Origin of the sequence: Planosporangium flavigriseum, from assembly GCF_011947225.1 — a bacterium.
Taxonomy (GTDB): Bacteria; Actinomycetota; Actinomycetes; order Mycobacteriales; family Micromonosporaceae; genus Planosporangium; species Planosporangium flavigriseum.
Window position 1 is genome coordinate 175,360 of sequence record NZ_JAATVW010000003.1, and the last position, 21,998, is coordinate 197,357.

General features: G+C 70.8%; 20 protein-coding genes and 2 pseudogenes. 4 read left to right on the top strand and 18 right to left on the bottom strand.

What is annotated here, in order from left to right; all coding sequences use genetic code 11:
* Positions 1-74: 74 nt before the first annotated feature.
* The 9 genes and pseudogenes from HC028_RS05890 to thyX form a co-directional block, all read right to left on the bottom strand.
* Positions 75-497, bottom strand: a complete 423-nt coding sequence (locus tag HC028_RS05890) for a helix-turn-helix domain-containing protein (RefSeq protein ID WP_168073713.1) — start codon at positions 495-497, stop codon at positions 75-77.
* Between the two features lie 106 nt (positions 498-603).
* Positions 604-1,077, bottom strand: a complete 474-nt coding sequence (locus tag HC028_RS05895) for a CinA family protein (RefSeq protein WP_168073715.1) — start codon at positions 1,075-1,077, stop codon at positions 604-606.
* Complete coding sequence (gene pgsA, locus HC028_RS05900) at positions 1,074-1,706, bottom strand: CDP-diacylglycerol--glycerol-3-phosphate 3-phosphatidyltransferase (RefSeq protein WP_168073717.1); 633 nt, start codon at positions 1,704-1,706, stop codon at positions 1,074-1,076. The genes HC028_RS05895 and pgsA overlap by 4 nt, the downstream gene beginning before the upstream one ends.
* Positions 1,696-3,153 carry a 30S ribosomal protein S12 methylthiotransferase RimO gene (gene rimO / locus HC028_RS05905; RefSeq protein ID WP_168073719.1) on the bottom strand — a complete coding sequence of 486 codons (1,458 nt, stop codon included), beginning with the start codon at positions 3,151-3,153 and terminating at the stop codon, positions 1,696-1,698. Before rimO ends, pgsA begins: the two co-directional genes overlap by 11 nt.
* 73 nt (positions 3,154-3,226) lie before the next feature.
* Positions 3,227-5,794 (bottom strand): FtsK/SpoIIIE family DNA translocase, encoded by a 2,568-nt coding sequence (locus HC028_RS05910; RefSeq protein ID WP_373313862.1) that lies wholly within the window; start codon positions 5,792-5,794, stop codon positions 3,227-3,229.
* A gap of 36 nt (positions 5,795-5,830) precedes the next feature.
* Positions 5,831-6,190: a DUF2784 domain-containing protein gene (locus HC028_RS05915; RefSeq protein WP_168073723.1), complete on the bottom strand. Its 360-nt coding sequence runs from the start codon at positions 6,188-6,190 to the stop codon at positions 5,831-5,833.
* Between the two features lie 76 nt (positions 6,191-6,266).
* A complete protein-coding gene (locus HC028_RS05920; RefSeq protein WP_168073725.1) occupies positions 6,267-7,955 on the bottom strand; it encodes a ribonuclease J in 1,689 nt (562 codons plus the stop codon).
* A gap of 68 nt (positions 7,956-8,023) precedes the next feature.
* Positions 8,024-8,926: pseudogene (gene dapA / locus HC028_RS05925) on the bottom strand (4-hydroxy-tetrahydrodipicolinate synthase); the annotation flags it as partial.
* A 62-nt stretch (positions 8,927-8,988) separates the two neighbouring features.
* Entirely contained in the window at positions 8,989-9,732 is a 744-nt protein-coding gene (thyX, locus tag HC028_RS05930; protein ID WP_168074208.1) for an FAD-dependent thymidylate synthase, read from the bottom strand.
* A 121-nt stretch (positions 9,733-9,853) separates the two neighbouring features.
* On the opposite strand from thyX, the gene HC028_RS05935 reads away from it, so the two are divergent.
* Both HC028_RS05935 and HC028_RS05940 read left to right on the top strand, forming a co-directional pair.
* On the top strand, positions 9,854-10,351 hold the full coding sequence (locus HC028_RS05935) for a hypothetical protein (protein WP_168073729.1): 498 nt from the start codon (positions 9,854-9,856) through the stop codon (positions 10,349-10,351).
* Positions 10,352-10,372: 21 nt separating this feature from the next.
* Entirely contained in the window at positions 10,373-11,182 is an 810-nt protein-coding gene (locus HC028_RS05940) for a DUF4097 family beta strand repeat-containing protein (protein WP_168073731.1), read from the top strand.
* A 39-nt stretch (positions 11,183-11,221) separates the two neighbouring features.
* Here HC028_RS05940 and HC028_RS05945 read toward each other — a convergent pair whose 3' ends face one another.
* Both HC028_RS05945 and HC028_RS05950 read right to left on the bottom strand, forming a co-directional pair.
* A complete protein-coding gene (locus tag HC028_RS05945) occupies positions 11,222-11,734 on the bottom strand; it encodes a DUF2752 domain-containing protein (RefSeq protein ID WP_168073733.1) in 513 nt (170 codons plus the stop codon).
* A gap of 119 nt (positions 11,735-11,853) precedes the next feature.
* Positions 11,854-13,110, bottom strand: a pseudogene (locus HC028_RS05950) (winged helix-turn-helix domain-containing protein); the annotation flags it as partial.
* Between the two features lie 73 nt (positions 13,111-13,183).
* On the opposite strand from HC028_RS05950, the gene HC028_RS05955 reads away from it, so the two are divergent.
* Both HC028_RS05955 and HC028_RS05960 read left to right on the top strand, forming a co-directional pair.
* Complete coding sequence (locus HC028_RS05955) at positions 13,184-13,708, top strand: GNAT family N-acetyltransferase (RefSeq protein ID WP_168073737.1); 525 nt, start codon at positions 13,184-13,186, stop codon at positions 13,706-13,708.
* Positions 13,709-13,744: 36 nt separating this feature from the next.
* Complete coding sequence (locus tag HC028_RS05960; RefSeq protein WP_168073739.1) at positions 13,745-14,329, top strand: GNAT family N-acetyltransferase; 585 nt, start codon at positions 13,745-13,747, stop codon at positions 14,327-14,329.
* Here the strand turns inward: HC028_RS05960 and dapB are convergent.
* The 7 genes from dapB to truB all read right to left on the bottom strand — a co-directional run bounded on the left by dapB (position 14,326) and on the right by truB (position 21,995).
* Positions 14,326-15,078 (bottom strand): 4-hydroxy-tetrahydrodipicolinate reductase, encoded by a 753-nt coding sequence (gene dapB / locus HC028_RS05965; protein ID WP_275408225.1) that lies wholly within the window; start codon positions 15,076-15,078, stop codon positions 14,326-14,328. The two genes, HC028_RS05960 and dapB, sit on opposite strands and share 4 nt — an antisense overlap.
* 34 nt (positions 15,079-15,112) lie before the next feature.
* Positions 15,113-16,420: a M16 family metallopeptidase gene (locus HC028_RS05970; RefSeq protein WP_168073743.1), complete on the bottom strand. Its 1,308-nt coding sequence runs from the start codon at positions 16,418-16,420 to the stop codon at positions 15,113-15,115.
* A gap of 11 nt (positions 16,421-16,431) precedes the next feature.
* On the bottom strand, positions 16,432-18,822 hold the full coding sequence (locus tag HC028_RS05975; protein WP_168073745.1) for a polyribonucleotide nucleotidyltransferase: 2,391 nt from the start codon (positions 18,820-18,822) through the stop codon (positions 16,432-16,434).
* Between the two features lie 217 nt (positions 18,823-19,039).
* Complete coding sequence (rpsO, locus tag HC028_RS05980; RefSeq protein WP_168073755.1) at positions 19,040-19,309, bottom strand: 30S ribosomal protein S15; 270 nt, start codon at positions 19,307-19,309, stop codon at positions 19,040-19,042.
* 91 nt (positions 19,310-19,400) lie between these two features.
* Positions 19,401-20,141 carry a rhomboid-like protein gene (locus tag HC028_RS05985; RefSeq protein WP_168073757.1) on the bottom strand — a complete coding sequence of 247 codons (741 nt, stop codon included), beginning with the start codon at positions 20,139-20,141 and terminating at the stop codon, positions 19,401-19,403.
* A complete protein-coding gene (locus HC028_RS05990; protein ID WP_168073759.1) occupies positions 20,138-21,073 on the bottom strand; it encodes a bifunctional riboflavin kinase/FAD synthetase in 936 nt (311 codons plus the stop codon). Before HC028_RS05990 ends, HC028_RS05985 begins: the two co-directional genes overlap by 4 nt.
* A 10-nt stretch (positions 21,074-21,083) precedes the next feature.
* On the bottom strand, positions 21,084-21,995 hold the full coding sequence (gene truB / locus HC028_RS05995) for a tRNA pseudouridine(55) synthase TruB (RefSeq protein ID WP_373313863.1): 912 nt from the start codon (positions 21,993-21,995) through the stop codon (positions 21,084-21,086).
* Positions 21,996-21,998: the final 3 nt, after the last annotated feature.

Below are 21,998 nucleotides of genomic sequence, written 5' to 3' on the forward strand. Positions count from 1 at the left end.
CCGAGGGAACCTGGCCGGCTCACGCCGGCCGCAAAGGACCCTCAGTGTGGCAGGTACGGGCGAAAAACCTAAGATCAGCCCACGCAGACGATGTCGCGGTCGGACTGCTGCCGACCCGCACGGGTCGCGCGCAGGGTGGTCTTGAGCGGACCGTCGTGGCGCACCGCCACCGACACCTTGCCGCCGGTGACCTTCGGTACGCGCGCCGCGGTCGCGGGGCTCCCGGCAGCGGACTGGGCGGCTGGAACCAGGCCCTCCATCTGTTCGGCCAGCGCCATGGTGTCGCTGACCTCGCGCAGCACCTCGGAGAGCTGGGCGCCCAGGGCGTCGCAGATCGAGGAAAGCAGCTCGCTCGAGGCTTCCTTCTGGCCGCGTTCGATCTCGGAGAGGTAGCCGAGGCTGACGTTGGCTACGGTCGACACTTCCCGGAGGGTGCGCTGCTGTGACTGGCGCCGCGCTCGGAGCGCATCGCCGATCACTCGACGGAGCAGGACCATCGCACCCCCTTCATCGAAGACCCAAGAATTTGGGACGGGCCAGTCATGCAACCGTACCCGCTTTGTGACGCAATGACACCCTCCATCACCGAAACGAAGAGCAAGATCATCCAGCGCCCAGGGTATCGGCGAGCAACTCGAGGGCCGCCGCCACGGCACCCGCCCGGATCCGACTACGGTCGCCATCGAGCGTCATCCCCCGCACCTCTCCGCCGTCAGGTCCGCGGCAGGCCAGGTAGATCGTGCCGACCGGTACGCCGGCCTGCGGATCCGGACCCGCCACCCCGGTGGTCGCCAGGCCCCAGTCCGCCCCGCAGGACCGCCGCGCGCCGTCTGCCATCGCCAGCACCACGTCCGGATCGACCGGCCCGCGCTCGGCCAGCAGATCGGCCGGCACGCCCGCCAAGGCGCGCTTAAGGTCCGTCGCGTACACCACCAGGCCGCCCCGGAAGACGGCGCTGGCTCCCGCCACGTCCACGATCGTCGCGGCCAGCAGACCGCCGGTCAGCGACTCCGCCACCGCCAAGGTCTGCCGTCGCTCCCGCAGCGCCCGCAGCACCGGGACGGCCAATTCGGTCATCGGACCTGCTCCTCCATCTGGTCGCCGGACTCGCCCAGGCCACCCGGCCCGCCGCCCTCGCGCCGCAACCGCAGGGCACGGAGCACGTAGTCCACGCCGGTCGCCACGGTGACCACGACCGCGAGCCACATCACCCACACGCCCACCCGCGCCGCCGCCCCGGACAGGGGCAGCAGGTACAGCGCGATGGCCAGGATCTGCAGCGCCGTCTTGAGCTTGCCGCCCCGGCTGGCCGGGATCACACCACGACGGATCACCCAGAAGCGCAGGGCCGTCACCCCGATCTCGCGTACCAGGATGATGCCGGTGACCCACCAGCTCAGCCGGTCGTACGCGGACAGCAGCACCAGCGCCGTACCGGTGAGTGCCTTGTCGGCGATCGGGTCGGCGACCTTGCCGAACGAGGTCACCATGTCCCAGGTACGCGCGATCCAGCCGTCGACGAAGTCCGTCAGCGACGCCACGCTGAACGTCACGCAGGCGGCCACCCGCCAGCCCGGCCGGGTCATATCGGACGCGACGACGCAGAACAGGAAGACCGGCACCAGCAGGAGCCGCAAACCGGTCAGGGCGTTCGCCAGGTTGAGCAGTGGCACCCGACGGGCCGGCGCTGACGGCTCAGCCGTCACGGCGCGCCGCCGGCGACAACACCTTCTCCGGTACGGCCACGAGGTCAACCCCGGAACTGCCGGTGACCCGGGCGGCGACGAGATCGCCGGGGCGCAGCGTCGCGAGGTCCAGGCCGCCGTCGACCAGCGTCGTGGAGCCGTCCACCTCCGGCGCCTGGTGCGCCGCCCGGCCCTCGATCTCGTCCCCCTCGATCGAGTCGACCAGCACTTCGACGGTCGAGCCAACCCGGTCCTCGGCCCGCTGCGCGCACAGCTGCTCGACCAGGTCGGTGACCTTCTGGTACCGACGCCGGATCGTGTCGGACCGGACCTTACCGGGCAAGGTCGCCGCCTCGGTGCCGTCCTCGTCGCTGTAGGCGAAGACGCCGACCGCATCCAGCCGCGCCGCCTCCAGGAAGCGCACCAGCTCGTCGACGTCGGCGCGGGTCTCGCCGGGGAAGCCCACGATGAAGTTGGACCGGGCGCCGACCTCCGAATCGAGCGCCCGAGCGGACGCGAGCAGGTCCAGGAAACGCTCGGTCGAGCCGAACCGGCGCATCCGGCGCAGCACCGGCTCGCTGGCGTGCTGGAACGACAGGTCGAAGTAGGGTGCGACGCCGGGCGTGGTGGCGATCACCTCGACCAGGCCGGGGCGCGTCTCGGCCGGCTGGAGGTACGAGGCGCGTACGCGCACGATGCCGTCGACCGCCGCGAGCTGAGGCAGCAGCTTCTCCAGCAGCCTCGGGTCGCCCAGATCCTTGCCGTACGAGGTCGAGTTCTCACTCACCAGGACCAGCTCCCGGACGCCTGAGCGGGCCAGCCACTCGGCCTCGGCGAGGATCTCGTCCGGCGTACGCGAGACGAACGCGCCACGGAAGCTCGGGATCGCGCAGAACGCGCAGCGCCGGTCACAGCCGGAGGCGAGCTTCAGCGAGGCGACCGGGCCGCTGTCCAGCCGGCGGCGCAGCACCCCGCGCAGGTGCGCCGGGGTGTGCTCGTCGACGGTCAGGTGACCGGGCACCACCACGTCGGCGGTACGCCGCTCGACCGGGGTCAGCGGCAGGAGGGTACGCCGGTCGCGGGGCACGTGAGACTCGATCGTGCGGCCGTCGAGCACCTCGGACAGCCGGGCCGACATGTCCGGGTAGTGGTCGAACCCGAGCACGGCGTCCGCTTCCGGGAGGCTGTTGGCGAGCTCCCGCCCGTACCGCTCGGCCATGCAGCCGGTCGCGACCACCTTCGCACCGGTGTCGGCGGCCGCCAGCAGGGTGTCGATCGAGTCCTGCTTGGCCGACGCGACGAACCCGCAGGTGTTGACCAGCACCACGTCAGCGTCGGCCGCATCGGTGCTCACCCGCCAACCATCGGAGGCCAGCCGCGCGGCCAGCTCCTCCGAGTCGACCTCGTTACGGGCACAGCCCAGGGTGAGCAGGGCTACCCGACGGTCGCCGGCAGGAGTGTTTTGCATGCTCCGAGGGTACCGAGGCCGCACGGATTCGCCCGCACCCCACTCCTCATGATCAAGAACTCCCGTCAGCGGGCTACTCCCCCTCGCCTTGCAGGCTGGCCAGGATGTCAGGCAGCTCGTCCGGCTTGACGAGCACCTCACGCGCCTTCGACCCCTCCGACGGGCCGACGACCCCCCGGGTCTCCATGAGGTCCATCAGCCGGCCGGCCTTCGCGAAGCCGACCCGCAGCTTGCGCTGCAGCATCGAGGTCGACCCGAACTGCGACGTGACGACCAGCTCGACCGCCTGCATCAGCAGGTCCAGGTCGTCGCCGATGTCCTCGTCAACCTTCTTCTTTTCGCTCTCCTTGGACGCCGTGACGTCCGGGCGGAACTCCGGCTCCCGCTGCTCCTTACAGAACTTGACGACCGCGCTGATCTCCCGCTCGTCGACCCACGCGCCCTGCACCCGGATCGGCTTGGAGGCGCCCATCGGCAGGAACAGCCCGTCACCCCGGCCGATCAGCTTCTCCGCGCCGGGCTGGTCGAGGATGACTCGCGAGTCGGCAAGGCTGGAGGTGGCGAACGACAGCCGGGACGGCACGTTCGCCTTGATCAGGCCGGTGACGACGTCGACGCTGGGCCGCTGGGTCGCCAGCACCAGGTGGATGCCGGCGGCGCGGGCCAGCTGGGTGATGCGCACGATCGAGTCTTCGACGTCGCGGGGTGCGACCATCATCAGGTCGGCGAGCTCGTCGACGATCACGATCAGGTACGGGTACGGCCGCATGACCCGCTCGCTGCCGGGCGGGGCGGTGATCTGGCCGGCGCGTACCTTGCGGTTGAAGTCGTCGATGTGGCGCACGCCGTTGGCGGCCAGGTCGTCGTAGCGCATGTCCATCTCGCGCACGACCCAGTCGAGGGCGTCAGCCGCCTTCTTCGGATTGGTCACGATCGGCGTGACCAGGTGCGGGATCCCCTCGTACACGGTGAGCTCGACCCGCTTGGGGTCGACCAGCAGCAGCCGCACCTCGTCCGGGGTGGCCCGACTCAGCAGCGACACCAGCAGCGAGTTGATGCACGACGACTTACCGGCGCCGGTCGCGCCCGCGATGAGCATGTGCGGCATCTTGGCCAGGTTGGCCACGACGTACCCGCCCTCGATGTCCTTACCGAGGCCGACCAGCAGCGGGTGGTGGTCGGACGCCGCCTCGCGGGAGCGCAGCACGTCGCCGAGCGTGACGTTCTCCCGGTCGAGGTTGGGAATCTCGATACCGACCGCGCTCTTGCCCGGGATCGGGCTCATGATCCGCACGTCCGGCGACTTCACCGCGTACGCGATGTTCTTGGTCAGCTGGGTGATCCGCTCGACCTTGACGCCGGGGCCGACCTCGACCTCGTACCGGGTGACCGTCGGGCCACGGGTGAAGCCGGTCACCGCGGCATCGACGTTGAACTGCTCGAACACGCCCTGCAGCGCGTTGATGACCTCGTCGTTGGCGCGGGTACGCGCCTTCGGCGCGTCGCCCTTCGCGAGCAGGGTGGGCGGCGGCAGCTTGTAGTCGGCGTCGGTGAGCGCCAACTGCTCGGCACGGGTCGGCAGCGGCGAGTGCTCCGGCGGCGGCTTCGGCTGCTTCTCCTTCTTGCCGGCCTTCACCTCCGACCGGGACAGGACCACGGTCTCGTAGGCCGCGTAGTCGTCGTCGCCGTCGAGCGCCTGACGGTTGGACTCGTCCACCATGGCGGCGTCCAGCGCGGCCTCGGCCAGCAGCGGGTCGCCGCTCTTGGCCTGACGCCGGCGCGACGAGCGCCGCCGGCGCCCCGCTCCGGCCTCCTCGTCGTTCTCGTCGTTCTCGTCGGCCAAATCCTCGTCGATCATCTCGTCGGCGGGCGGAATGCCCATCGCGAGGTCACGCATCTGCCGCAGGCGCTGCGGGATCTGGTTGACCGGCGTCGCGGTGACCACGAGCACCCCGAACAGGCACAGCATCAGCAGCAGCGGTACCGCCACCCAGGGGCTCACGGCGGCGGCGAGCAGCCCACCGCTCAGGCTGCCGAGCAGCCCGCCGGCCTTGTCCATCTGCTCCGGCGCGCTCGGCCGGCCGAAGGCCACGTGGAAGATGCCTGCCGCGCCCAGGAACAGCGCGGTCCAGCCCACGATGAGGCGACCCCGGCTGCCCTCTTCGCCCGGCGTACGCATGAATCGGATCCCGCCGACGACCAGCAGGAACGGAAGCGCGATCGAAACGGAGCCGAAGAACATGCGGGTGACCTCGGACAGCCCCTGTCCCACCGGGCCGCCGGAGTTGCCCCAGATAGCGACGCCGAGCACCAGCGCCAAACCGATCAATGCCAGCCCAGCGCCGTCGCGACGATGCTCAGGCTCCAACTCCCGCGCGCTGGCAGCCTGCCGCCCCACTCCGCGGGCGACCCAGCCGATCGCGTGCGCCAGGCCCATCCACAGGCCGGCAACGGCCCGGATGATCAGGCCGAACAGTCCCCCCTGCGGCGGCCGGCGCACCGGCGCGGCCGGCCGCTGCCTCGCCGCCGCGCGGCCACTGCCGGCGGCGCCACGAGTGGACCTCGCCGCAGTGGCACGGGTGGACGAACCGCGCGCGGAAGTGCTCGTGCGGCGCTTCGTCTGAGGGGTACGACTCGGCACCTTGCCACCGTAACGGTGACGGTCCATGGAATGGGGTTAGGCGCGCCGGGAGCGCAGGCGCCGATACGCCAGCAGCCAGGAGCCGAGTACGACGAGCGCGACCAGTATGTGCACCAGCCACGTGTACCGCCCGGGATAGAGGACACCCTCGATATACGTGTCAATGAAGCCCCTCGTCAGCATAGGCTCCCCCGCCTGCTGACGGACCCAGTTCTCCGTCCAGGTCAGCGGGCAGTCCATCGAAAGCGTGCTGACGAACAGACCCCATCCGGCCGCCACGAGATGCGGCCAGAACAGCCGCGGCCAACGGATCGCGAGCAAACCACCCAGCACCACGTACGCCAGGAACGCGACGTGCACGCCGATGACCGCACCGATCAGGACCCGGTACGCCATGACGCCAGCGTATGACCTTGGCTGTGCCTACCGCTGCGCCCGTTCGGCAACGAACACGCCGCCCCCCAGGCGGAGCTCAGACCTCCACGACCGTGGGAACGATCATCGGCCGGCGCCGGTACTTCTCGTTGACCCAGCGCCCGACCGTACGGCGAACGATCTGCTGAAGCTGGTGCGGATCGGTGATCCCTTCCTGCGCGGCGCGGTCGAGCGCGTCCGTGACGATCGGCAGCACCGCGTCGAAGACGGCGGGGTCTCCGGAGAAGCCCTTCGCCGACACCGTCGGGCCGCCGACGACCTTGCCGTTGACCGAGTCCACCACGACGGTCGCGGCGATGAAACCGCCGTCACCCAGGATGCGCCGCTCGGTCAGCAGCGACTCGCTCACGTCGCCGACGGCGAGCCCGTCGACGTAGATGTACCCCGACTTGACGTGCCCGACGACGCTCGCCTTGCCGTCGACCAGGTCGACCACGTCGCCGTCCTCGCACAGCACGACGTGGTCGGCGGGCACGCCGGACTCGATCGCCAGGCTGGCGTGTGCCCGCAGGTGCCGCCACTCCCCGTGTACGGGCATGACGTTGCGCGGCTTGAGGATGTTGAGCAGGTAGAGCAGTTCGCCGGCGGCCGCGTGGCCGGAGACGTGTACCTTCGCGACGTCCTTGTGGATGACGGTGGCGCCGGCGCGGGAGAGCTGGTTGATGACGCCGTACACGGCCGTCTCGTTGCCGGGGATCAGCGACGAGGCCAGCACGATCGTGTCGCCGGACTCGATGGTGATGTGCCGGTGGTCGCCGTTGGCCATCCGACCCAGGGCGCTCATCGGCTCGCCCTGCGATCCGGTCGACATGAACACGATCTCGTCGTGCGGGAGGGTCGTCGCCTCGTCCAGCCCGACGATGAGGCCGGGAGCGATGCGCAGGAGGCCGAGGTCACGGGCGATACCCATGTTGCGGACCATCGAACGCCCGATGAGGGCGATCTTGCGCCCGTGCGCGGCGGCCGCGTCGAACACCTGCTGCACCCGGTGCACGTGCGAGGCGAACGACGCCACAATGATCCGGCCGCGGGCCTGATCGAAGATCCGGTCGAGCACCGGTCCGATCTCGCGCTCAGGCGTGACGAACCCCGGGATCTCCGCGCCGGTGGAGTCCGACAGCAGCAGGTCGACGCCCTCCGTGCCCAGCCGGGCGAAGCCGCGCAGGTCGGTCAGGCGGCCGTCGAGCGGCAACTGGTCCATCTTGAAGTCGCCGGTGTGCAGCGCGGTGCCGGCCGGGGTCTTGATCGCCACGGCGAGCGCGTCCGGGATCGAGTGGTTGACGGCGAAGAACTCCAGTTCGAACGGGCCCAGCCGCTCACTCTGCCCCTCACGCACGGTCAACGAGTACGGCTGCATGCGCCGCTCGGCCAGCTTCGCCTCGACCAGCGCCAGCGTGAACTGGGAACCGATCAGCGGGATGTCCGGCTTGTGCGCGAGCAGGTACGGCACCGCGCCGATGTGGTCCTCGTGGCCGTGGGTCAGCACGACCGCCTGGACGTCGTCGAGCCGGTCGAGGATCGACGTGTAGTCCGGCAGGATCAGGTCGACGCCAGGCTGGTCGACATCGGGGAAGAGCACCCCGCAGTCGACGATGAGCAGCTTGCCGTCGTACTCGAACAGCGTCATGTTGCGACCGATCGCGCCAAGGCCGCCGAGCGGCGTTACGCGCAGCGCCCCCTTTGCCAGCGGTGGCGGTGGCGCCAGGTCACGGTGTGCTTCAGTCACTCGTCGACTCCCAGGTGGTGCGTGGTCAACGCGTAGGACTCGATAGCAGCAGCGCGGTTGGCATCACCGAGGGTGAGGCCGGCCGCGGCGCAGTCCTCGCGTAGCCGGGCGATCTCGGCCGGGTTGACCTCGCACAGCGGTGGACGGACCGGCCCGGCGGGCAGCCCCTCCAGCATGAGCGCCGCCTTCGCCAGGATGACCCCCTGGGTGCGGAAGAAACCCTCGTAGACCGGCAGCAGCTTGTGGTGCAGTTCGAGCGCGCGCGCGACCTCGCCGGCCTCGTACGCCTGGATCATTTCCTTGGTCTGGCGACCGAACAGGTGCGTCGGCACCCCGACGACCCCGACCGCGCCGACGGACAGCAGCGGCAGCGTCAGCTTGTCCTCGCCGGAGTAGACGGCCAGGTCGGTGCACTTGGTGACCCAGGCGGTCGCGGCCAGGTCACCCTTCGCGTCCTTCACCGCCACGATGCGCTCGTGCTCGGCCAGTTGCACCATCGTCTCGGTGTGGATGGCCGTCCCGGTGCGCCCCGGGATGTCGTACACCATCATCGGCAGGCCGCACTGGTCGGCGACGGTACGGAAGTGGTACAGGATGCCACTCTGCGGCGGCTTGTTGTAGTACGGCGTGACCACGAGGGTGCCGTGCGCCCCGGCCTTCTCGGCGGCGCGGGCCAGGTCGACGGTGTGGCGGGTGTCGTTGGTGCCGACCCCGGCGATCACACGTGCACGGTCTCCGACGGCCTCCAGGACCGCCCGCAGCACGGCGTCCTTCTCGGCGTCGGTGGTCGTGGCCGACTCGCCCGTGGTGCCGTTGACCACCAGACCGTCGTTACCCTGCTCGTCGACGAGGTAGGTCGCCAACCGCGCGGCGCCGTCGGTGTCGAGCGAACCATCCGCGTGGAACGGCGTCACCATGGCGGTGACGAGGCGGCCGAAAGGCCGACGCGCATCGAGAGCAGTACGGGTCATAGAACACAACCTAGCGTGCGCCCGTCAGCGCCTATTTCAGCCCTCAACCTCCGCACCGTCGATCACGCCTCCCATGCGTACGGACTCGCCGCGATCTCCGTGCCGTCGGCGAGCGCGGAGATGGTGAAGTCCCCGAACACGTTGGGCGCCACCCGTTGCAACTCACGCAGGCACCCCACGGCGACCTGCCGCATCTCCACGTCGGCGTGCTCCGTGGCACGTACCGCCACGAAGTGCCGCCAGGCCCGGTAGTTGCCGGTCACCACCATGCGGGTCTCGGCAGCGCCGGGAAGCACCGCCCGCGCCGCCTGCCGGGCCTGCTTACGCCGCAGGATGGCCCCTTGTCCGTCAGCGAACTTCCGCTCCAACCCCTCCAGGATCTCATGGTAGGCGCGCACGCTCGCCTCCGCCGTCTCCACGAACTTCTTGTGCAGTTCAGGGTCGGAGGCGATGACGTCCGGCTCCACGATTTCGGCGTCCGGTTCGGCCAGGTACCGCGGGGAGAGCTCCGAGTACGACAGGTGGCGGTGGCGGACCAGCTGGTGGCCGAGCGCCCGGGAAATGCCGGTGAGGTAGAACGTGGCGACGCCGTGTTCGAGCACCGACAGGTGGCCCACCTCGATGATGTGCCGCAGGAATCCGGCGTTGGTCGCGGTCGCGGGTACCGGCTTGTCCCAGGACTGGTAGCAGGACCGGCCGGCGAACTCCGCGAGGGCCTGGCCACCCTCCGCGTCGGTGGACCACGGCACGTCGTCGGGCGCCTCGAAATGCGTCCACCCGACGATCCGTACCTGCGGCGAAACCACCTTGGCCACGACTGCCTCCTTCTTGCGCGGACCGTCACCAGGCTAGTCGGCCACCTGGTGACGCACCTTTGACGCCGGCTTGCCGCTTGACTGACGTCATTTGTGGCGTCATATTGATGTCATGGATCTCAGCCCGTACCTTGAAGCGCTCCGCCGGGACCTCGCAGCGGCCGCCGCCCCTGGCGGACCGGACGTGACGCGGGCCGCCGAACTCCTCGCGGGGTCACTGGAGGCCGCCGTCCGGCTGTGCCTGCTGGAGGCCCTGTCCGACGCCACTGCTGAGATCACGACGCAGTTGGACTCCGCGAGCGTCGAGGTACGGCTCCGCGGCCGGGAAGCTGATCTCGTCGTCACCGAGACGCCCCAGTTCACCGCCCCTGCGCCACCCCCGCCGCCCGCGGGCGACGCCGGTGACCTCGCCCGCATCACGCTCAGGCTGCCCGAACCGCTCAAGGAGCACGTCGAGCACGCTGCGACCGCCGAAGGCATGTCCGTCAACGCCTGGCTGGTGCGCGCGATCTCCGGGGCGCTCTACGCCGGGACGCACCGGCCGCCCGTACCCCCCACACCGCCCCGACCGCAGCGCGGCCGCCGCATCACCGGATTCGCCCAGTCCTGAGATTTCTGCGAGGAGACCACGATGTACGAGTTCGACTGCCCCGAGCCCATCACCCTGGCATTACGCATCGCCGGCGGCGATGCCGAGATCATCGCCGAGGAGCGGCGCGACGCCACCGTGGAGGTCGGCCCGGCCGACAACAGCGAGGCCTCCCGCGACGCGGCCGCCCGCACCCGGGTGGAGCTTCACGACGGCACCCTGCACATCGAGGCTCCGGAGTGGACCGGCTGGCTGTTCCGGCGCGGTCCACGGGTGCGGATGAGCGTACGCCTGCCGCACGACTGCGCGCTCGCCGTCAAGGTCGCCTCGGCCGACATCCGCGCGACCGGCCGCTACCGGAGCGCGAGTGTGACCTCCGCCTCCGGCGACGCCGACATCGAGTACGTCACCGGAGACGCCTCGGTCCACGCCGCCAGCGGCGACTTCCGGGTCGGCCGCGTCGACGGCAATCTCAAGATCAACACTGCCTCCGGCGACATCACCGTCGGGTACGTGGGCGGCGACAGCATCGCCCACTCCGCCAGCGGGGACATCGCCGTCGACCACGCCGGAGGGTCGCTGCGGGCCACGACGGCGTCCGGCGACATCGCCGTGCGTACGGCGACCACCGGCACCGTACGCGCGAACTCCGCCTCCGGCGACGTCAGCATCGGCGTGGCCGCGGGTACCGGAGTGTGGCTCGACCTGAGCTCGATCTCCGGCGACACCCGCACCGACCTGACCATGCCGGCGGGCTACGCCGACCAGTCCGCCGCCACGCTCACCCTGCAGGTGCGCACCGTCAGCGGCGACATCGACGTGCACCGCGCCACCGTGCCGGCCGCGGCCTGAGCCCTGCGTCTCACGGCCGGCCCAGTCCGGGGTCGACCGTCAGACGTAAAGCCAGGTGAACGGCGCCCAGGGCAGGTTACGCAGGACCGAGAAGACGAACCAGACGGCGAGGAACATCGACAGCGTCATCGGCGACAGCCGGAACGCCGGTAGCACGTCCCGCTTGAGCACCAGCCTGGCCGCCCAGGCCACGTACATGTACAGCAGGAACGGCACCGCGAACACGAACAGAGCGTGGTTACGGGCGGCCTGCGGCAGGTTGCCGTGCAGCAGGTACCAGAACGCGCGGGTGCCGCCGCAGCCCGGGCAGTCGAAGCCGGTGGTGAGCTTGAGCAGACACGTGGGCGGAGAGTACGGATCCGACGTGGTCGGGTCGGCGACCAGCACGTAGCCCACCGCACCGGCGAAGCAGGTCGCGATCGCGGCCGGAGCGGCCCACCCCGGCGTACGCTCGGCGGTCTTCAGAACGAACCGGCTGAACCTGCTGGGTCGGGGCAGCGGGTACGGCGGCACCGGCTGCGCTACAGCCGCCTGCTCGCTGGTCTGGCTCATCGCTGCCTCGCCGGGGCTCGAAGGGTGGGATTCCACATGGGCGATCGACTTCACGGTACACCGGCGGCCCGCGCGGCCGGCTCAACCGAGCGCGCCGGCTCAACCGAGCGCGCCGGCTCAACCGAGGCACGCAACGCAACGGCCAGCGGCTCCGCGAAATCGCCGCCCTCCGGCGCCGCCACGGCGTCCAGCTCCAGCCACCCCGCCAGGCGGGACAGCTCGGCCGCCAACGCCTCGGCCACCTCCCCCGGCGCGGGGTGGCCACGCCCCGCCCGGCCCGCCGGGGCCGGCTCGATCCAGGCGGCGGGCACCCGCAACAGGCCGGCCTGCCGGTCGGCCTTCAGGTCAACTCGGGCGACGAGGCGGTCACCGAGCAGGAACGGCAGCACGTAGTAGCCGTGGACCCGCTGGGCGGCCGGCACGTAGATCTCGATCCGGTAGCGGAAGCCGAACAGCCGCTCGGTGCGCGCCCGTTCCCACACGAGCGGGTCGAACGGGCTGACCAGGGCCGCCGCGTTGATCCACCGGGGTTGCCGGGCCTCGGCGTGCAGGTAGGCCGGCTGCGACCAGCCCTCGACCGTCACCGGCACCAGTTCGCCGGCCTCGACCAGGTCGGCGACGGCGGACCGACTGGCGGCCGGCGGCAGGCGGAAGTAGTCGCGGAGGTCCTTCTCGACCGCCACGCCCAGGGCGCGCGCGGCGACCCGGACGAGGTCGCGCTGCGCGTCGGCCGGCGTCGGGGTCGGCGCGTCCAGCACCGCCCGGGGCAGCACCCGCTCCGGCACGTCGTACACCCGCGCCCAGGCACCGTTCCGCCGCGCCGCCAGCACCTCTCCCCGCCAGAAGAGCCACTCGAGCGCCGTCTTCACGTCGCTCCAGTTCCAACCCCAGTGCTCACGCCGGATCGGCACGTCCTCCTCGATCTCGGCCGCGGTCAGCGGGCCCTTGGCCCGCACCTCGTCGAGTACCCAGCGCACCAGGTCCGGCCGGTCGCGGGTGATCCGGGCCACGCCACCCCAGCCGTGATCCCGATCCATCCGCCACCGCAGCGCCGGGTGCAGCGAGACCGGCAGCAGCGACGCCTCGTGGCCCCAGTACTCGAACAGCTCGCGCGGCGCCCGGTAGGCCGCCCGGTCGAGCAGGTCCCGCGGGTAGGGCCCGAGCCGGCTGTACAGCGGCAGGTAGTGCGCCCGCATCAGGACGTTGACCGAGTCCATCTGCAACAGGCCGACCCGGCCGATCACGCGGCGCAGGTGACGCAGGTCGACCGCGCCGCCCGGCGCACGGTCGGCGAAGCCCTGCGCCGCGAGCGCGATCCGGCGCGCCTGGGCCTGTGAGATCGACGCCTTCGCTGTGGGGACTGTTTCGAGCACCATCGACGCCGAGGGTAGCGGCCGGCTCCGACGAAATCGGCTGGACCGGCGCAGCCCCGGTCGGTACAACCGGTAGATGGATGATGTGACGGTACGGCCGGCCACCGTGGACGACGCCGACCAGACCGGCCGGGTACATGTGCGGTCGTGGCAGGTCGGCTACCGCGGGCTGATGCCCGACGCCGTCCTCGACGGGCTCGATCCGGTCGCCCGGGCGGCCCGGCACCGCGAGATCCTGGCACGCGCCGAGCCGGGCACGGCCACGTTCGTCGCGGTCGTCGACGCGGCGGTGGTCGGCTTCGCCAGTGTCGGCGACTACCGGGACGGATCGGACCCCGACGGCGCGGGCGAGGTGTACGCGATCTACGTGGACCCGTCCGCCTGGGGCGCGGGTGCCGGACGGGCGTTGATGGACGCCGCCGTCGCGTACCTCACCACGACCGGTCCCCGTCCGGTTCGGTTGTGGGCGCTCGACGGAAACGAGCGGGCCCGTCGGTTCTACGAGCGGTACGGGTTCCTCGCGGACGGCTCGGTCCGCACGCACCCGATCGGTGCCGGACTCGACGTGCCCACCGTCCGCTACAGCCTTCAGCCCGCGTGATCGCCGGCCCCGGCCGAGTCCGTACGCTGTGCAACCGTGGCACTCGGATACGTTCGGCCGGCGCGCCCAGACGACGCCGGCGACATCGCGCAGATCCAGCTCAGCACCTGGCGGACCGCCTACCGCAGGCTCATCCCGCAGCAGGTCCTCGACGAGTTGGATGCCGACTGGCTCGCCGCGCGGTGGCACGAAGCGATCACCGCGCCGCCGTCACCGCGGCACCGGGTGCTGATCGCGATCGAGCAGGCCGAGAGCGGCAGCGAGCCCACCGCGCACCCGGTCGGTTTCCTGGCCACCGGGCCCGCGGACGAGGCGGCGCTCGCCCCTGACGAGGAGCCGCTCACCGACGACGTCGCGGCAATCACCGACCTGCTCGTGGAGCCCCGGTGGGGCCGGCGTGGCCACGGCAGCCGGCTGCTCGCGGCCGGGGTCGACCTCTGGCGTACGGACGGCTTCCGCACCGCCGTGGCCTGGGCGTACGAGCGGGATCCGGCCACGCTCAACTTCCTGACCTCGACCGGCTGGGAGCCCGATGGGGCCCGCCGGGCCCTCGACGTGGATGACCTGCTGGTGCCCCAGCTCCGCCTACACGTGGACCTGGGGCACGAAGCGGGCGATTAGTCGAGCAGCGGGCCCAGGCCCACGGTCAGGCCCGGCCGCTGGAGCACCTTACGCACGGCCAGCAGCACGCCCGGCATGAACGACTTGCGGTCGTACGAGTCGTGCCGGATCGACAGCGTCTCCCCCTCGGTGCCCAGCAGCACCTCCTGGTGCGCGACCAGGCCGGTGGCGCGAATCGAGTGCACCGGGACCCCTTCGACCAGGGTGCCCCGGGCGCCGGCCATCTCTTCCTTGGTCGCGTCCGGCATCGCCGGCATTCCCTTACGGGCCTCGGCGATCATTTCCGCCGTCCGCACCGCCGTGCCGCTGGGCGCGTCGATCTTCTTCGGGTGGTGCATCTCGACGATCTCCACCGACTCGAAGTGCCGCGCCGCGCGGGCGGCGAAGTCCATCATCAGCACCGCGCCGATGGCGAAGTTCGGCGCGACGACGACGCCGAGGTCCGGCTTGTGGGCGAGCCACGAGCGGACCCGCTCCAGCCGGGACTCGGAGAAGCCCGAGGTGCCGACGACCACGTTGATGTTCTGGTCGATGCACCAGTGCAGGTTGTCCATCACGACATCGGGCGTGGTGAAGTCGACCACCACGTCGGCGCCCGCGTCGGAGACATTGAACAGCCAGTCCCCGTCGTCGACCATCGCCACGAGTTCCATGTCATCGGCGGCGTCAATCGCCTTGCACACCTCGGTGCCCATACGGCCCCGGGCGCCCAGTACACCTACTTTGATGGGTTCACGCTCGTCGTCCACGATGCACAACCTAATGCACTCAGCGGCCGGGGGCCTATTCGACAATCCCGGAGAAATCGGGATCATCGAACGGCCCGATCACGGCCAACGATGACGGGTTGGACAGCACCTCGGCGGCGACTGCCCGTACATCCTCGGGCGTCACCGCGTCGATGCGGGCGAGCAGCTCATCCACCGAGAGCATCCTCCGGTAGAGCAGTTCACCCTTGCCCAGCCGGCTCATCCGCGAGCCGGTGTCCTCCAGGCCCAGCACCAGCGAGCCCTTGAGCATGCCCTTACCCCGGGCGACCTCGGCGTCGCTGACGCCCTCCGCCGCGACCTTGGCCAGCTCGTCACGGGTGATCGAGAGCACCTCGTCGACCTTGCCCGGGGCGCAGCCGGCGTAGACCGCGAACAGGCCCGAGTCGGCGAACTGCGACGTGTACGAATAGACCGAGTACGCGAGGCCCCGCCGCTCCCGGATCTGCTGGAACAGCCGGCTGGACATGCCGCCGCCGAGCACGTTGTTGAGCGCGCCCAGCGCGAACCGCCGCTCGTCGTCGCGGGCCAGGCCACCGCACCCGAGCACGACATGCGCCTGTTCGGTGTCCTTGTTCTGCACCCGTACCTGCCGCGCTGCCACCGGCACGAGCAGGTCACGGGCCCGCCCCGGCGCCGGGGCGCCCGCCCCGTTGAAGTACGGGCTCTGCTCGAACGCGGCCGCGACCCGCGCCACCACCTCGTCATGGTCGAGGTTGCCGGCGGCGGTCACGACGACCGTGGGCGCCGCATACCGGCTGCGGTAGAACTCCATGATCTGGTCGCGGGTCAGCGCCGCGATCGTCTCCGGAGTTCCGGAGATGCGCCGGCCGAGCGGGTGGTCGCCGTACACGGCCTCGGCGAAGATGTCGTGCACCTCGTCGCCGGGCTCGTCGTCGACCATCGCGATCTCTTCGAGGATCACGCCGCGCTCGGTCTCCACGTCGGCCTCGGTGAGGACGGAGTCCGCGACGAGGTCGCACATGACGTCGATGGCCAGCGGCAGGTCGGCGTCGAGCACACGTGCGTAGTAGCACGTGTACTCCTTCGCCGTGAACGCGTTGGTCTCGCCGCCGACCGCTTCGATCTCGGCGGAGATGTCCAGCGCGGTACGCCGACGGGTGCCCTTGAAGAGCAGGTGCTCCAGGAAGTGGGAGGCCCCGGAGAGCTCCGGGGTCTCGTCCCGGGAGCCGATCGAGACCCAGACCCCGAACGAGACGCTGCGCATGGCAGGAATCGCCTCGGTGAGTACGCGCAGACCGCTGGGCAGCACGGTACGTCGTACCGTGCCGCCCAGCGCGTCAGCCTTGGGCGTGTGCGTCATGTGCCTGCGGATCAGGCGTGGCGCTGGCGCCGACGGCGCGGCTCGCCGCCCTCGCCGCCCTCACCCGCCTGGTCACCCTCGCGCTGGGGGCGGTCGCCCCGCTCGCGGCTGGGGCCACGGTCGGCGCGCTCGCCGCGGTCGCGCGGACCGCGGTCGCCCCGGTCCCCACCGGCCGGACGCTCGCCGCCTTCGGCGGCGGCCGGCGCCTCCTCGCCCTCCGGGCGGACCTTGTCCAGGTAGATCTTGCCGCGCTGGTCGATGTCGGCGATCTGGACCTCGACCTTGTCGCCGACGTTGAGGAAGTCCTCGACCTTCTCGACCCGCTTGCCATCGCCGACCTTGGAGATGTGCAGCAGGCCGTCCCGGCCCGGCAGCAGCGACACGAAGGCGCCGAACGGCGCGGTCTTCACGACCGTGCCGAGGAACCGGTCGCCCACCTTCGGCAGGGTCGGATTGGCGATCGCATTGATCCGCTCGACCGCGGCCTCGGCGGCTGGGCCGTTGGTCGCACCGACGTAGATCGTGCCGTCGTCCTCGATGGTGATGTCGGCGCCGGTCTCGTCCTGGATCGCGTTGATCATCTGACCCTTCGGGCCGATGACCGCGCCGATCTTGTCGACCGGGATCTTGATCGTGGTGACCCGCGGCGCGTACTCCGACATGCCACCCGGGGTGGCGATCGCGGCGTCCATGACGTCGAGGATCGTCTGCCGGGCCTCGTGGGCCTGCTGCAGCGCACCGGCCAGCACGTCCGACGGGATGCCGTTGAGCTTGGTGTCCAACTGCAGCGCGGTGACGAAGTTCCGGGTACCGGCGACCTTGAAGTCCATGTCGCCGTACGCGTCCTCGGCGCCGAGGATGTCGGTCAGCGTCACGTACTGCGTCTTGCCGTCGACCTCGTCCGAGATCAGCCCCATCGCCACGCCGCCGACCTGCGCCTTCAGCGGCACACCGGCCTGCAGCAGGGCCATGCTCGACGCGCAGACCGAGCCCATCGAGGTGGAGCCGTTGGAGCCGAGGGCCTCGGAGACCTGACGGATCGCGTACGGGAACTCCTCGCGCGAGGGCAGCACCGGGACGATGGCCCGCTCGGCGAGCGCCCCGTGGCCGATCTCGCGCCGCTTCGGCGCACCGACCCGGCCGGTCTCACCGACCGAGTACGGCGGGAAGTTGTAGTGGTGCATGTAGCGCTTGGCCTTGGCCGTACCCAGCGTGTCGAGGGTCTGCTCCAGGCGCAGCATGTTGAGCGTGGTCACGCCCAGGATCTGGGTCTCGCCACGCTCGAAGACCGCCGAGCCGTGCACCCGCGGCAGGACGCCGATCTCGGCGGTCAGCACCCGGAGGTCGCGCGGGCCGCGGCCGTCGATGCGGACCTGGTCGCGCAGGACCCGGCTGCGCACCTCCTGCTTGATCAGGGAGCGGAGCGCCGGGGCGATCTCCCGCTCACGACCCTCGAAGCGGGGGCCGATGACCTCGTACGCCTTGTCCTTGATCTCGTCGAGCCGGTTCTCCCGCTCGGCCTTGCCCGCGATGCGCAGGGCCTCGCCGACCTCGTCGCGAAGCTCCTGGGCGACCGCCTCGAAGACGTCGTCCTGGTAGTCCAGGAAGACCGGGAACTCGACGGCCGGCTTCGCGGCCACCGCGGCCAGTTCGTTCTGCGCCCGGCACAGCTCGCGGATCGCCGGCTTGGCGGCCTCGAGGCCGCTCGCGACGACCTCCTCGGTCGGCGCCTGGGCGCCGGCCTGGATCAGGGCGAAGGTGTGGTCGGTCGACTCGGCCTCGACCATCATGATCGCGACGTCGGCGTTGTCACCCTCGCCGATGACCCGACCCGCGACGACCATGTCGAAGGTGGCCCGCTCCAACTCCTCGTTGGTCGGGAACGCCACCCACTGGCCGTCGATGTGGGCCATCCGGGTCGCGCCGATCGGGCCGCTGAACGGCAGGCCGGACAGCTTGGTGGACAGTGACGCGGCGTTGATCGCCACCACGTCGTACGGGTGCGACGGGTCGAGCGAGAGCACCGTCTCGACGACCTGGACCTCGTTGCGCAGGCCCTTGACGAAGCTCGGGCGCAGCGGGCGGTCGATCAGGCGGCAGGTGAGGATCGCGTCCTCACTGGGGCGCCCCTCACGGCGGAAGAACGCGCCGGGGATGCGACCCGCGGCGTACATCCGCTCCTCGACGTCGACCGTCAGGGGGAAGAAGTCGAACTGTTCCTTGGGCTGCTTGCTGGCGGTCGTGGCGGAGAGCACCACGGTGTCGCCGAGCTGGGCGATCGCGGAGCCTGCGGCCTGGCGCGCGAACCGTCCGGTCGAGAACGTGATTTCGCGGGTACCGAAGCTGCCGTTGTCGATAACGGCGCGGCTACCCTGTGTGCCGAGGATTGTACCTTCGGTCATGGTGAGTTTTCACTCCTCACGGGTCGTGGTACACCCGCTAGGGAGCTGGTCCGCGGCCGGTCTTCGATCGAAGCTCTCGGGTGGGTTGAGCTCGTCCCCCGAAAGCCACTACCGAGGACCGGTGCGCCGAGCGGCCCCTGCGGCTTTCGTACCAGTCTGACATTACGCGTCAGGGGAGCGACCGGTAAGAACCACGGGTCGCTCCCCTGACGAAGTGTTACCGACGGAGGCCGAGACGCTCGATGAGCGAGCGGTAGCGGGCGATGTCGGTCTTCTGCATGTAGTTCAGCAGTCGGCGGCGCCGACCGACCAGCAGCAGCAGGCCACGCCGGCTGTGGTGGTCGTGCTTGTGCGCCTTCAGATGCTCAGTGAGGTCCGAGATGCGCTTGGTGAGCATCGCGACCTGCACCTCGGGCGACCCGGTGTCACCCTCGACGGTCGCGTACTCCTTCATGATCTGCTGCTTCACAGCGGCTTCGAGCGCCATGATCTCCCTTACGGTTGGGCTTCGAACGTCCGGCCCCGCGGCGTCGTGCAGGCACGCGGACTTCACGCCGGTTACCCGGCGCGCCATTAGCTTAACAAAGCTTGCCGAACGGGGCCCGGTCCGGGTCAGTCGGGAGATCAACCAGCGCCGGACGTGACACCTTCGGCGAGCTGACGCCCGGTTTGTCCGTCCTAGCCACCGCGGCACCCGCTGCCCGCCGCCGAGCCGACCGCCACAGCGGCCAGCCGAGCGCGACCCCGAAGACCACCGCGCAGAGGTGCCCGACGGAGGAGACCACCAGGTCGGACAGTCCAGGGAACGCGGTCGGGGCGAACAGGACGAAGCCGCCGGCGGCAGCCAGTCGCTGGACGCCCGCCCCGTAGACGGCACCGGCGACGAGCGCGCACGTGACCACGTAGGACGGGCCGACGTCAGTGATGTACCGGTCAGCGGCGGCCGCGTGGCCGCTGGCGATGCGGTACGCGAGGATGCCCTGGCTGATCAGGGTGCCACCCACGTGGGCGCTCACGACGAGCGCGGCGGTGCGCCAGTTGCCCAGGGCCCGATTGGTGACTCCGAGCCCGACCAGCCCCAGCAGCGCCCAACCGACCAGGCTGCCCTCCGTGAACAGCCCCGACGCCACCAGCGCGGGCAGCGGATGGTCGCGCAGGTTCTCCAGGTTCGTACTGGTCCATGCCAGCCACGCCGTACGGTCACGGACCGGCAGGCCGCGGAAGACCAGGGTCGTCGCGACGAAGGTGGCGGTGTACCCGATCGTGACGCCGGCACGTGCCGGAAACTGGCGCGCGATCCGGCCCGCGCTCGACCTCATGCGCCCAGTACTTGGCGCACCTGAGCGACGTCCTCGTACATCTGCGCCACCAGTGGCTCGACACCGGTGTACTTCTGCTGATCCCGCAGCTTCTGAACGAAGTCGAGCGCCAGCCGCTCGCCGTAGAGGTCGCCGTCGAAGTCCAGCACGTAAGCCTCCACCCGGCGCTCCTGCTCCGAGGTGAAGGTGGGGTTGGTGCCGATCGAGATGGCGGCGGGGAGCCGCTCGCCCCGCCCGCCGGCCAGCATCCAACCCGCGTACACGCCGTGGGCGGGCACCGCGGCATGGGGGCTGGTGAGCAGGTTGGCCGTCGGGAAGCCCAGCTCGCGGCCGCGCCGGTCGCCACGCATGACGACCCCTTCGAGACGGTGCGGGCGCCCGAGGGCCCGCGCAGCGGCGACGACATCACCGGCGTCGACGCAGCTGCGGATGTACGTGGACGAGAACACCGTCGAGTCGTCGGCGAGCAGCGGCGCCGCCTCGACCCCGAAGCCGAAGGTCCGGCCGAGCCGCCGCAGCAGCTCGACGTCCCCCGCCGCCTTGTGGCCGAAGCGGAAGTTCTCCCCCACCACGACCAACGCCGCGTGCAGGTTGGCGACCAGCATGTCGTGGACGAACGCCTCGGGTGACAGCCGCGAGAACTCCAGCGTGAACGGCAGCACGCACAGCACGTCGACCCCGAGCTGCTCGATCAGCTCGGCCTTGCGGGCCGGCTCGGTGAGCACGGCCGGGTGGGATCCGGGCCGTACGACCTCAGCCGGGTGCGGGTCGAACGTCACCACCACCGACTGCACGCCGAGCTCCTTGGCCCGCTTGACCGCGTGCCCGATGGTCTCCTGGTGCCCCCGGTGCACACCGTCGAAGACCCCGATCGTGACGACCGACCGGCCCCAGCTGCCCGGCGCCGCGTCGTACCCCCTCCACCGCTGCATGCCCGAAAGACTATACGGCCGGCGTCAGCACGATCTCGGGCTTGGCCCTACCCCCGCGTTCCGACACCACGGCGATCACTTCGCCGTCGGGCCCGAACACCGCGTACGGGCCGGCGATCCCGATCGCGTCCAGCGGGCCACCGTGCCCGAGAACCCGGGCCTCGTCGGCGTCGGCGTCCCGCCGGGGGAAGAACCGGGCCGCGGCGGCCGGCAGCGGCAGGGTCACCGGGTTGTCGCGCTCGCTCAGGGCCTCGAGGCCGAGCGCCTCGGCGAGGGTGAACGCGCCGACCGCGGTACGCCGCAGCGCCGTCAGGTGCCCGCCGACGCCGAGCGCGGTGCCGAGGTCGCGGGCGATGGCGCGGATGTACGTGCCGGACGAGCACTCCACGTCGACGTCCAGGTCCAGCCGACCGCCGTCAGCCGGGCGGAGGTCTCCGAGGACCAGCCGGGACACGGTGACCTTCCGGGCCGCGAGCTCGACGTCCTCGCCGGCCCGAACCAACTTGTACGCCCGCTGACCGTTGATCTTGATCGCACTGACGGCGCTGGGGACCTGCTCGATCTCACCGGTCAGGTTGGCCAGCTCCGCGCGTACCTGATCTTCGGTGATGCCCGCCGCGGAAGCGCGCGCGGTGACCTCACCCTCGGCGTCGTCGGTCACGGTCGCCTCGCCCAGCCGGATCGTGGCGCTGTACCGCTTCGTGCTGCCGATGACGTACGTGAGGAGCCGCGTCGCCCGCTCCACCCCGACGACCAGCACGCCGGTCGCCATCGGATCGAGGGTGCCGCCGTGGCCGACGCGCCTGGTACGCGCGAGGCGGCGTACCCGCGCCACGACGTCGTGGGAGGTCATTCCACCCGGCTTGTCGACGACGACCAGCCCACCCGGTCCCGGAGGCGCATGTTTGCTCACGGGGACCAAGCT